Below are 11,933 nucleotides of genomic sequence, written 5' to 3'. Positions count from 1 at the left end.
TACGGGTATTTTTCTCCGAGGATGCTCAGAATGAACGTCACCTTTGACTGTTCTTCCGTCTCGGCAAGATAGAGATAAGGCGAGCCCCGTAGCCTTAATCCCCCCACATGTTTTCTATTGGCTGTCATGAGCGAAATACGGCTGTGACCGGGTTTGATGGTTTTCGGCGTGAGGACATTCTGCTGAAAGTCGATAAGAGTAAAAAGTGTCGGCTTTTGAGTATTGGGATCCTGTGCGCCAAGTACTTCAAACCAACTTTTACTGAGCAGTTTGTTGTAGTGCTCGCCGGCGTTTTTCATGGTCAGCAGATAGCCACCCGCCGTATGCCGGAAATGCAGTCGCAAGGGCTCGCCACGCGTCTTCGGATCTTCGGCGCGCATGCCAAGCAGGTGTGAGTGGTCCTGGGTCTGGGGTTTGCCGGTATAAAATCCACCGCTGAAAGAACTGACGGTCGCCATCGCGGGTTTGCCATGCAGCCTTTCCAGTAGGTTGACGTGAGCGCTAAACATATCAAGTGTTGCATGAAAGGAATGTTCACTGTCCATGTGAATATTGACTCCTGTAAGGGTTGATTAAGTTTGGGGTGGGGCGAGCTGGATCTTATTGAGTTATTAGTCGCTTGTGGGGCTGCCTATATTGCAGGACGTTAAATGCTGGCTGGCGTTAGTTGTCTGGTCATATGTTATGCATGCCAATAAAAAAGGCCCGCATCTTTCGATGCGGGCCTTTTTGGCTACGTGTGGGCGAGCTGATTAAGCGCCGTATACCGGCAGCTTCTTGCAGATAGCCTTGACCTTCTCACGCACGGCGTCGATGACCGCTTCGTTGTTCAGGTCCGCCAGGATGTCGCAGATCCAGCCGGCCAGTTCCTTGCACTCGGCTTCCTTGAAGCCGCGAGTGGTCACGGCCGGGGTGCCGAAGCGCAGGCCCGAAGTGACGAACGGGGAGCGTGGGTCGTTGGGTACCGAGTTCTTGTTCACGGTGATGAACGCCTTGCCCAGCGCTGCGTCCGCGTCTTTGCCGGAGATGTCCTGCTTGATCAGCGAGAGCAGGAACAGGTGGTTTTCAGTACCGCCGGACACCACGTCGAAGCCGCGCTCGATGAACACGCCGGCCATGGCCTTGGCATTCTTCACCACTTGTTGCTGGTAAGCCTTGAACTCAGGCTGCAGCGCTTCCTTGAAGCAGATCGCCTTGGCTGCGATCACGTGCTCCAGCGGGCCACCCTGGGCGCCCGGGAAGACGGCGGAGTTCAGCTTCTTCTCGATGTCGGCGTTGGCGCGCGCCAGGATCAGGCCGCCACGTGGACCGCGCAGGGTCTTGTGGGTGGTGGTGGTGACCACGTCGGCGAACGGCACCGGGTTCGGGTACACGCCCGCGGCGACCAGGCCGGCCACGTGGGCCATGTCGACGAACAGGTAGGCACCGACCTTGTCGGCGATTGCGCGGAAACGCGGGAAGTCGAGGATCTGCGAGTAGGCGGAGAAACCGGCCACGATCATTTTCGGCTTGTGCTCGAGGGCCAGGCGCTCGACTTCGTCGTAGTCGATCAGGCCATTGCCGTCGATGCCGTACTGGATGGCGTTGTACAGCTTGCCGGAGGAGGAAACGCTGGCGCCGTGGGTCAGGTGACCGCCGTGGGCCAGGCTCATGCCCAGGATGGTGTCACCGGCCGACAGCAGCGCCAGGTACACGGCGGCGTTGGCTTGGGAACCGGCGTGCGGCTGGACGTTGGCGTAATCGGCGCCGAACAGTTCCTTGGCGCGGTCGATGGCCAGTTGCTCGACCACGTCGACGTACTCGCAACCACCGTAGTAGCGCTTGCCCGGGTAACCTTCGGCGTACTTGTTGGTCAGTACCGAGCCTTGAGCTTCCATCACCGCGGGGCTGGTGTAGTTTTCCGAAGCGATCAGCTCAATGTGCTCTTCCTGGCGCTGAGCTTCTTGCTCCATGGCGGCAAAGAGATCGGCGTCGTACTTGGCAATAGTCAAATCACGGCTGAACATGGCGGTCCTCAAGGATCGGGGCAGAAAAGGGGGGCATTCTACCTCAACCGGTTTTGGAAGGCATATGAAAGGGCGTCATGTCGCGGACGAATGGGATTCACGCGACATTCTGCGTAGCCTTGGCGGGCCCCATCGCGAGCAAGCTCGCTCCCACATTTGGACCTGCGTGCCCATCACCCTGTGGGAGCGAGCTTGCTCGCGATGAGGCCACTACAGGCACCGAAGAGCCTCAGTCGAGCATGAACAACGCATCATTGCTGAACTGCGCTTCGAACCGATTGGCCGGCATCGGCCGGCCGAACAGGTAGCCCTGGACTTCGTCGCAGCCGTGCTCGCGCAGGAAATCCAACTGCTCGTGGGTCTCGACGCCCTCGGCGATCACCGCCAGGTTGAGGCTGTGGGCCATGGCGATGATTGCCCGGGCGATCTGCGCATCCTGCTCGCCGGACGGCAGGCCGTCGACGAAGGTGCGGTCGATCTTCAGCACGTCGATGGGGAATTGCTTGAGGTAGTTGAGCGATGAATAACCGGTGCCGAAGTCATCGACGGCGATGCTCAGGCCCAGGTTTTTCAGCCCGGCGAGGATCTGCATCGCCTCGCTGACTTCGCGCATCAGGATACTTTCCGTCAGTTCCAGCTCCAGGCAGGCCGGGGGCAGGCCGGTGCTGCGCAGGATATTGGCGATGCGCGTGCCCAACTGGCCGTCGGAGAACTGCCGGGCCGAAATGTTGACCGAGACCTTCGGTACCCGGACCTTGGCCTGGTGCCAGGTCCTGAGTTGCCGGCAGGCTTCGGTGATGACCCAGTCGCCGACGTCCACCACCAGCCCGAGCTCTTCGAGTACCGGGATGAAATCCCCCGGCGGCACCAACCCACGTCGCGGATGGCGCCAGCGCAGCAGGGCTTCGGCGCCGGTCAAACGTTTGCCATCGCCGCTGAACTGCGGCTGGTAATACAGCACGAACTCGTTCTGCTCCAAGGCGTGGCGCAGGTCGCTTTCCAGCTCCAGGCGTTCCAGGGCGCTGGCGTTCATGTCGGCCTGGTAGAACTGGAAGTTGTTCTTGCCACGCTCCTTGGCGTGATACATGGCCGTGTCGGCGTTCTTCATCAACTGGCTCAGTTCGTTGCCATCCTGGGGGCTCAGGGCAATACCGATACTGGCGGTGACAAAGAACTCCCGGCCTTCGAGCACAAAGGGCCGGACCAGGCTGGCAAGGATCTGCTCGGCCACGGCAATTGCCCGGTTCAGCGCCGTTTCCCGGCTGGCGCGGGGTTGCAGCAGCAGGGTGAACTCGTCGCCGCCCATGCGCGCCACAGTGTCGTCGTCGGCGACGCAGCCGAGCAGGCGCGTGGCCATTTCCTTGAGCATCCGGTCGCCAGCGGCGTGGCCCAGGGAGTCGTTGATCGGCTTGAAGCGATCGAGGTCGAGGAACATCAGCACCACCCAGGTCTTCTGCCGCTCGGCCGATTGCAGCGCGGTGTGCAGGCGATCCTGGAACAGCGTGCGGTTGGGCAGGTGGGTCAGGGCGTCGTAGTAGGCCAGGCGATGGATACGCTGCTCGCTGGCCTTGCGTTCGCTGATGTCGCTGAAGAAGCACACATAGCTGGCCAGGTCGCCTTCGTCGTCCAGCACGGCGGTGATGCCGACCCAGGCCGGGTAGTGTTCGCCATTGCGGCGCTTGAGCCAGACTTCGCCTTCCCAGGTGCTGTGCTGTTGCAACTGCTTGAGCACGTAGCGCAAGTGGGCTTCCTGTTGCTCGTCCACGGTCAGCATGTTGGGCAACTGGTCCAGCACTTGCGACACGGCATAACCGCTGACGCGACTGAAGGCTTCGTTGGCCTGGACAATGTAGCCGGCCGGGTCGGTGATCAGGATCGCCGAGGTCGAGTGCTCGAAGACCGTGGCGGCCATGCGCAGGTCTTTTTCGGCGCGACGCTGCTGGCTGATGTCGCGGCCAACGCCGAGCACGCCTTCGAACGCGCCGTGTTCATCCCACACCAGCACCAGTCGCAGCTCGATGGGGATCTTGCGCCCATCGGCGCGCAGGCAGTCGAACAGGAACAGCTGGGTCTGCATCTGGTTGCGCAGCTCGGCCAGATGCTCGGGCTTGTCCAGGGCCTTGCTGACGCGGTCCATCAGGCTGTAGATGCCGGTCAGTTGTTGTGGATTGGCGATGATCGATTGCCAGCCGTTCTGGAAAATCCAGTCGGCGGTGTAGCCCAGCACCGCTTGCACCGACGGGCTGACGTAGTTGAGCGAAAGCTTGTTGTCGGTGGAGAAGATCACGTCGCTGATGCTTTCGGCGAGCATCCGGTAGCGTTGCTCGCTGTCGCGCAGCGATTCGCTGGCCTCGATCTGCTCGGTGACGTCCTTGGCCACGCCGATGATCCGGGTCACCTGGTCATGCCGGTCACGGGCCAGTGCCTGTTCGCGAATATCGAAACAGCGCCATTTGCCATTGCGATGGCGAAAGCGCAATTGGCATTGCAACAGCTGCGTGTACCCGCCACGGCGTTGTTCCAGGCGCAGGTTGTGGTAGTGATCGGCGTCGTCGCTGTGCAGCAGGATTTCCCAGAAGTATTCGCCCATCTGGTGCAGTTCGGTGCGATCGTACCCCAGGGTCTGGCCCAGGTGATGGTTGCTGAAGATCATCCGCTGGCTGATGACATCCTGCACGTAGAGATGATCCGGAACGGTGCGCACCACGTCGGACCAGAAACCTTCGCGTTCGAGCAGCGAGAGTTCGATCAGCTTGCGGCTGGTGATGTCGCTGATGCTCAGGATGACCGCGTTGTAGTCGGGCTGTTTTTCCGGCAAGCGCAGCACCAGCCACAGGTGCTGGTCGCGGCCATGGGCGTCCTGGAGCTTGATTTCCAGTTCCAGTTGCTTGTGTTGGTCGAGCAGCGCTTCGAGCAGTTTCGAGCCGATGGGGTTGTTGTCTGGCGTGCCCTTGCCGACCAGCAACTGCCAAGCCTGGGCACAGGAGTCGACGTTGAGCAGTTTCAACGCCATCTGGTTGACCTCGGTGACGTGGACTTCCTGGCGCAATTGCTCGAGTTGGTGAGCGGTTCGCAGCCAGGCGCGCAATTGATCGCCATTGTGCAGGCCGACCCGCTCAAAAAAGGCCTTGAGCCCCGACAGGTCCAGCACGCACAGGGCCACGCCGGTGCCTTCGAAAATATCCTGGTAACGCCGTCGACCTTCGTGCAACTGCCGCTGGCGCCGGCGCATGTTCAAGAGCGCGATCACCGGCAACAACGAGAACGCCAGGCCCAGCAGGCACTTGCCGATGAAGGCCGGCAGCAGTTGCTCGATCACCTGGCGCCGGTCGAACAGCCCCCGCAGTTGCCAGTCGCTGCTGCTCAGGGGCACGGTCAGTACCGTATTTTCCAGGTCATCCGGCGACAGGTGGGTAGGGCTGATCGATGGCAGGCTCTCGTCGCGGCTGACGATCTGCTGGTTGAGGCGGTTTTCCACCAGCCACAGCGGGCGCAGCCCCACATCGGCTTGCTTGGTCAGGGTGGCGAAAAAATTCGGGGTCAGGCGCAGGGCCCAATAGCCACGGCTGCTGCCGCTGGCCTGGTGCAACAACAGATGCACCACGGAGCCGTCTTCGGCATTGCTGAAATAATGGGCCTGGGCCCGGCTGCGCCGCACCAGCTCACCCAGGTAGGCGGCGTCATGGCTGTCGGCGTCGCTGTCACTGAGCACCCGGCCGGAAGGGCTCAGCAGTGCCAGGCTGCGCAATTCGGGTAACGATTGCTGGAGTTTACGAACCAGGGCCTGCTGTTCGTCGGCACTTTGTGGCTGTTCGACGATCGGTAGCAGATTGAGGGCGATTTGCGCGTTCAGGGCCATGTTCAGGCTGACTTGCGCGGCGAGATCGGCGGTGTAGTCGATGGTGTATTGGCGCTGTTGCTGTTGGGTTTCACGCAGTTGGTCGAGCAGTTGCCAGAACAGCAAACCGAGCAACAGCAGCACCAGCGTGGCCAGCGCGCCCTTCAGTGTCCCGCGCAGGGGCGAGCCGGGCACGACAGCGGGTGCGCGAGGGGACAGGGGCGGAGTGACGTTGGACAAGCTGTAATCCTGCAGTTTGCTGGACTGGCGCGACGTGCACTATAAGCCGGACGCCCGAAGGGCGGCTAGCATGCCTTGACTTGTGGCAAAGTGCCAGCCCCTGGCGGCTGGACCTTGACCGACGGTTGAGGTAGCTTTGCCGGTCAAACAAGAGCGTTCCAGCTCCAGATTCCCAGGCTCTATCCGCCCGCAGGCATTGATGACCGTCAAGTGCCGGCGCCGCGCATGGCCTGGCTCGTTCTTTTCACCTGTCACTGACGCTAGGTTCACCATGGCTCAATACGTCTTCACCATGCATCGGCTGAGCAAAGTTGTTCCGCCGAAGCGGGAAATCCTGAAAAACATTTCATTGTCGTTCTTCCCCGGGGCCAAGATCGGCGTACTGGGTCTCAACGGCTCGGGTAAGTCCACGCTGCTGAAAATCATGGCCGGCGTCGATAACGAATTCGACGGTGAAGCCCGTCCGATGCCGGACCTGAACATCGGCTACCTGCCCCAGGAACCGCAACTGGACCCGAGCAAGACCGTGCGTGAAGTGGTCGAGGAAGCGGTCAGCGTGATCAAGGACGCCCAGGCGCGCCTCGACGAGGTCTATGCCGCCTACGCCGACCCGGATGCCGACTTCGACAAGCTGGCCGCCGAACAGGCCAAGCTCGAAGCGATCCTGCAGGCCAGCGACGGCCACAACCTGGATCGCCAGCTGGAAGTTGCCGCCGATGCACTGCGCCTGCCGGCCTGGGACGCGAAGGTCGAACACCTATCCGGTGGTGAAAAGCGCCGCGTGGCCTTGTGCCGCCTGCTGTTGTCGGCCCCGGACATGCTGCTGCTCGACGAGCCGACCAACCACTTGGACGCCGATTCCGTCGCCTGGCTCGAACACTTCCTGCATGACTTCCCGGGCACCGTGGTTGCGATCACGCACGACCGTTACTTCCTGGACAATGTCGCCGGCTGGATCCTGGAACTCGACCGCGGCGCAGGCATTCCGTACGAGGGCAACTATTCGGGCTGGCTGGAAGCCAAGTCCGATCGTCTGGCCCAGGAATCCAAGCAGCAGTCGGCTCATGAAAAAGCCATGAAGGAAGAACTGGAGTGGGTGCGCAAAGGCGCCAAGGCCCGCCAGTCCAAATCCAAGGCACGTCTGCAGCGCTTCGAGGAAATGCAGTCCCAGGAATTCCAGAAGCGCAGCGAAACCAACGAGATCTACATCCCGGCCGGTCCACGCCTGGGTGACAAGGTCATCGAGTTCAAGAACGTCACCAAGGGTTATGGCGACCGCGTGCTGATCGACAACCTGTCGTTCTCCATGCCCAAAGGTGCCATCGTCGGTGTGATCGGTGGTAACGGCGCGGGTAAATCCACGTTGTTCCGCATGCTGATGGGCAAGGAAACCCCGGATTCGGGCAGCATCGAAATCGGTGAAACCGTGCAACTGGCTTGCGTCGACCAGAGCCGCGAGGACCTGGACGGCAGCAAGACCGTGTTCCAGCAGATCTCCGACGGTTCCGACCAGATCCGCATCGGCAACTATGAAATCCCATCGCGCACTTACGTCGGCCGCTTCAACTTCAAGGGCGGCGACCAGCAGAAGTTCGTCAAGGACCTGTCCGGCGGTGAGCGCGGTCGCTTGCACCTGGCGTTGACCTTGAAGGAGGGCGGCAACGTCCTGCTGCTCGACGAACCGTCCAACGACCTCGACGTCGAAACCCTGCGCTCCCTGGAGGAAGCCTTGCTGGACTTCCCGGGCGCCGCCATTGTGATCTCCCACGATCGGTGGTTCCTCGACCGTGTGGCGACCCACATCCTGGCGTACGAAGACGACTCCCAAGCGGTATTCTTCGAAGGCAACTACACCGAATACGAAGCCGATCGCAAGAAACGCCTCGGCGAAGCGGCCGCCCAGCCGCATCGTGTACGGCACAAGAAACTGGCCTGATAGGGATCGGAAATGTGGGAGCGAGCTTGCTCGCGATGGCGGCGGGTCAGCGACATTGAAGTTGACTGATCCACCGCTATCGCGAGCGAGCTCGCTCCCACAGTTCTAGCCTACGTCTGCAGCGCGAAATCGAGCGAGAGTATGTTGGGGATCGTTGGATCGATCTCATACAGCAAGGCATAACCTGCCCCCGTAATGCCCGTCAGCAGGCTGACGTCGGGAACCCGACCGCTGTCGAGAAAGGGGCCTGCGAAAAACTGCCGGGCGACTTTGCCAAGGGCCTGCTTGACCCTGCTGATGCCCTCGGGGTTATTGGCGTGACGATACAAGTCATACAGGCAGATCAGATTGCCGAAATCGCCATGGCACAGGTTATAGCCATCGCCCAAGCCGTGCTGCCAAAGATTGTTCTCGCAACGCTGGATGTCGTCGAGCACCGTCTGCCGGGTGGTTTCGTCCAAGACCTCGCCCATCGACTTCATGAGTTGTCGCCTGGCGATGAGGATGCCGCCGTCTCCGTGACACCACTTGGTGGCATGGTCGACAGGGCCCAGGTCTCTCAGGTCCAGCCAGAAACCCTCTCGGCTCAAGCGATTTTCACCCTCCAGTACCTGGATGGCCAAGGGCACCAACGCCCCATCGCCGGTCACATCATAGGCTTTGCACAAGGCCAGGATGACGCCGGAGAGACCATGGGACAGGCCCGTTAAAATGACGGAGCGGTCATCGCGTCGAAGAAGCTGGCCTTCTTCGATCAGTATCTGGTCCTTTATGTAGGCAATCATGCGCCGAATGGCCGGCCGCACATCCGCTTGCGCCGATAACCCATGGATATTGGCCAGCAGCGTCACCGCACCACAACAGCCGCCCAGGAAGTCGAAATCGTAGTCTTCAGGGGGTACATCAATCAGTTGGGTCAGCAGGCTGGCAATTTTCTCATCGTGTTGTGAATCGCCGGTGATTTGGCGACGATTGATGAGCAGATAGAGATAAGAGCCCAGGCCATGATAGGCACTGACGGTCAGGTCGGCTTTGAAAAAGCCAAAGTGTTGTTCCAGTGAAGCCAGTACCTGATCCAGGAGCGACAGTAAGCGTGGTTTGCCGCTTACCTTGAACAGGCTCAGATAAAACAACCCAATCCCGGCGATACCGGAGTACAACCCATGATCCATGGGTGAAGGGTATTTTCCACGAGTCGTTGGGTGCGTATGGAACGCCAACCAACTGACGTCCGTTGCCGTTCCCTTGATCGCGAGTGCTTCGAGGCGGGAACTGATGCCGAGTATTGCGTCGAGTCGATCCGCTTGGGGCGCTTTTAGGGGGGCACGTGATGACGGCTGTCCGTTCGACTCCGGATACAGACACATTTCAAGCAGTGTGAGTTGTAATGCCCTGTCGGCTGCGGACAGATTGGCTATTTTCTGTAAGCAGCTTTTTATCGGGGGTTGTACTTTCGTCATGTCTATTGTTTCACCTTGGGCGCTCATCAACGCATTGGAATTGAGCGGCATGGTGAAACACGGAATGCTGGATCTTTGCAGGTCGGCTATTTCATGGCGTGGGATGCCCTTTGCTCGATAGGGCTCTTTCAAGTCTTTCCACAGGGTTGCAAGCAGAAGCTCCCGGTCCAACATGTTTTTCATGAAGCGTGGATGACGGCTCAGGCCGATCAAGTCCGCATAACGTTGAGAGTTTTTGAGCAATACGCGGGTTGATAATTCGCCTGCGGATTGCTCAAGCATCTGCATGATCGTGTGCCGATGCGTCAGCAGTTCGCCATACGCATATTCAAAGCCGTGGACAAGTTCGGCTTTATACGTTTCATGCCCCTTGCGTTCACCCTGCAAAAGCGGCAAATGCTTTTGCTGCAGAAGGTGTTCGAACTCGACTTTACGTAAATGGTAAAAGCCATCTTCGAAAACCAGGGTATGGCGGGTGGAAATGAATAGCGCTTGCCGAGTCAGCCCGCTCTGGTCGTTATTGGATTTTTGGGAAAAGGGTACGAAGCCGCTGGAGCACACCGACTGCTGGATCAATTTGAAGGTGTTGGACAGTGCGCTATCGAGTGGCAGTTCGAGTAACAGGTCGCTGGTGGACGCAGTGAACAAGCACTCAAGATCGATCATGACAGGGCTGCTGCCACACGCAATGATGTTCTCGTAATGGAAGTCGATGCCGTTGAGGGCATGAATGACGGCGATCTGTGCGCCCATCTTTTTATAGAACAGCGCCACGTCCGCTGCGTTGGCACAAGGCGTGTTGTCGACCTTTTCTATCCAGCTATGGCGCTCACGGCTGAGGATTCTTGGCGCGTGGATGGCAAAGCAATCCGCGCCTGTCCACTCACGTAGTTGTCCAAGCAGTTGATTGAAAAAAAGTGCTTCGCGGCTTGCCCGTGGCTTGTAGACCAATGAAATCGCGCAGACCTTAACCTGGCAGACCGTTTCGCCGCGACCGTGGGGGTCACCCAGGCCGAACTCGATGGCCTCGATTTTCCGGGACGGGATCGAGAATTCCGCCTCCAGTGCTTCAACATCGTCGGCGAAATCGAGAATGACCGCATAAAGGTAATTGAGAGTGTCTTCCAGCAAATCCAGCAGCAGTGTCGCCAGTACGGGATAGGATTCGAAAAATTTCAACAACGGCAATGTGCGCAGGTGTTCGTTGAATCCGTCCAGATCAAGGTCGTCGCCGTCGGCAATTTGCGTATTCAGAAAATGGACCAGGCTTTGTTCCGAGGTGCGTCCGACTCGGGCCAGGATATAGCGCTCAAGGCTTGCCAACAGGGCGGTTTCATCAATGTGCAGTGACGCTTTGGCGTAGCGCCCATCCGCCTTGAACGTGTCGATGAAATAAAGAAAAAAACGGTAGCCAAACCAATAAAAATTGTCTTTGCCGCTCATGGTCTCTGTGTCGACGTGAATGCTGTCAAGCCGAGTGAGCTTGTTCTTCAGGTCCATCAAGACGGTTTCGCCGTCGACAGGCAGGGACGGGTGGTTGATGGGCTCCTGGGCATACGACGCCAGTTGGTCCCTGTTCAACCCGAAATGATCCAGCAAGGCCTGATCATCAGCATGCAGGCGGGTCAGGTTGTTTTCAAAAAGGGCGATGTCGCCGTCGGAAGAGAATCTGTACCGGCCTCGCTGATTCAACTGCAAAGCGTTAACAAGCATGCCGTTGCTCCTGACATGGATAGAGCAGGCGTTGCCTGCTCTATGTTTATAGGTGTTGCCTGTTTCGATCAGTTGAAGGGCTTAACACCCGAGTGTCGAGCATTCCAGATTGGTGCACGTTCCAAAGGTGTTGCACTCCATCGTCGTTGCCAGGATCGACCCCGTGTTGTTGGTGGGGGCTTGGTAAGCGTCGAACTCGCCATAGACATCGCCGGACATGTTCAGGATTTGTTCGCTCATAGTGTTTTCCTCATCAGTTATCAAACATCAAGTACAGTCGGTTGGGCGCGAGTAAGCGCATCCGAACGGTAGGATGTTGATGATGTTGTTGTATAGGTGGGGTTAGGAAGTATCAAGGGCCTGTTGTGCAGGTCTACTTTGATGGGAAAGGATTTAGCATAAAAGAGCGGTGCAGTTTATGGTTCCGCATTCGACAATGGTCAGTGCTGCTGACTCGGAGCCGAGATCAGTTACCTGTTGGTAGAACTTGAAGTCGCTGTCGAAGTCACCTGACATTGCCAGTATTTGTTCGCTCATTAGTGCATCTCCTTTCTGTTTTTACAGTGCGCCGATTACGGTGCGGGAAAAACAGTAGCATGGTCCTTATTTAACGCAAACTTGTTGTTATGACCTCATGTTGCAGTTACATATGGCTACAGGCAAGTAACAGATTGTTGTCGGGTCTTGATGTTAGAAGCTTTAATCATGATTAAAGAAACCGGCAACATCATGGGAGGTCT

At 58.6% G+C, this 11,933-nt stretch carries 7 protein-coding genes; 1 reads left to right on the top strand and 6 read right to left on the bottom strand.

Annotated elements, in window-relative coordinates:
- From J4E53_RS27465 to J4E53_RS27455, 3 genes are all read right to left on the bottom strand, one after another.
- A partial coding sequence (locus J4E53_RS27465) for a hypothetical protein (RefSeq protein WP_103310959.1) occupies positions 1 to 545 on the bottom strand: 545 nt, incomplete at its 3' end.
- 207 nt (positions 546 to 752) lie between these two features.
- Positions 753 to 2,006, bottom strand: a complete 1,254-nt coding sequence (gene glyA, locus J4E53_RS27460; protein WP_060740543.1) for a serine hydroxymethyltransferase — start codon at positions 2,004 to 2,006, stop codon at positions 753 to 755.
- Between the two features lie 229 nt (positions 2,007 to 2,235).
- Entirely contained in the window at positions 2,236 to 6,084 is a 3,849-nt protein-coding gene (locus tag J4E53_RS27455; RefSeq protein WP_060740544.1) for a bifunctional diguanylate cyclase/phosphodiesterase, read from the bottom strand.
- A 271-nt stretch (positions 6,085 to 6,355) separates the two neighbouring features.
- On the opposite strand from J4E53_RS27455, the gene ettA reads away from it, so the two are divergent.
- Complete coding sequence (gene ettA / locus J4E53_RS27450; RefSeq protein ID WP_018601028.1) at positions 6,356 to 8,020, top strand: energy-dependent translational throttle protein EttA; 1,665 nt, start codon at positions 6,356 to 6,358, stop codon at positions 8,018 to 8,020.
- A 110-nt stretch (positions 8,021 to 8,130) separates the two neighbouring features.
- Here the strand turns inward: ettA and lanM are convergent, their stop codons facing one another.
- The 3 genes from lanM to J4E53_RS27435 all read right to left on the bottom strand — a co-directional run bounded on the left by lanM (position 8,131) and on the right by J4E53_RS27435 (position 11,730).
- Positions 8,131 to 11,193 (bottom strand): type 2 lanthipeptide synthetase LanM, encoded by a 3,063-nt coding sequence (lanM, locus tag J4E53_RS27445; RefSeq protein ID WP_103310957.1) that lies wholly within the window; start codon positions 11,191 to 11,193, stop codon positions 8,131 to 8,133.
- Positions 11,194 to 11,274: 81 nt separating this feature from the next.
- Positions 11,275 to 11,433 carry a hypothetical protein gene (locus tag J4E53_RS27440; protein ID WP_177431746.1) on the bottom strand — a complete coding sequence of 53 codons (159 nt, stop codon included), beginning with the start codon at positions 11,431 to 11,433 and terminating at the stop codon, positions 11,275 to 11,277.
- A 153-nt stretch (positions 11,434 to 11,586) separates the two neighbouring features.
- A complete protein-coding gene (locus tag J4E53_RS27435) occupies positions 11,587 to 11,730 on the bottom strand; it encodes a hypothetical protein (RefSeq protein ID WP_175534988.1) in 144 nt (47 codons plus the stop codon).
- Positions 11,731 to 11,933: the final 203 nt, after the last annotated feature.

Origin of the sequence: Pseudomonas sp. FW305-28 (assembly GCF_017351395.1) — a bacterium.
In the GTDB taxonomy this organism is placed as follows: domain Bacteria; phylum Pseudomonadota; class Gammaproteobacteria; order Pseudomonadales; family Pseudomonadaceae; genus Aquipseudomonas; species Aquipseudomonas fluorescens_AA.
The sequence above is the reverse complement of the archived record's forward strand: the minus strand, read 5'-3'. Positions and strand labels throughout refer to the sequence as shown.

Excerpts from the sequence above, each read along its gene's own strand:
- J4E53_RS27435 (WP_175534988.1), bottom strand. The coding sequence starts at position 11,730 with ATGAGCGAACAAATACTGGCAATGTCAGGTGACTTCGACAGCGACTTC.
- glyA (WP_060740543.1), bottom strand. The coding sequence starts at position 2,006 with ATGTTCAGCCGTGATTTGACTATTGCCAAGTACGACGCCGATCTCTTT.
- ettA (WP_018601028.1), top strand. The coding sequence starts at position 6,356 with ATGGCTCAATACGTCTTCACCATGCATCGGCTGAGCAAAGTTGTTCCG.
- lanM (WP_103310957.1), bottom strand. The coding sequence starts at position 11,193 with ATGCTTGTTAACGCTTTGCAGTTGAATCAGCGAGGCCGGTACAGATTC.
- J4E53_RS27440 (WP_177431746.1), bottom strand. The coding sequence starts at position 11,433 with ATGAGCGAACAAATCCTGAACATGTCCGGCGATGTCTATGGCGAGTTC.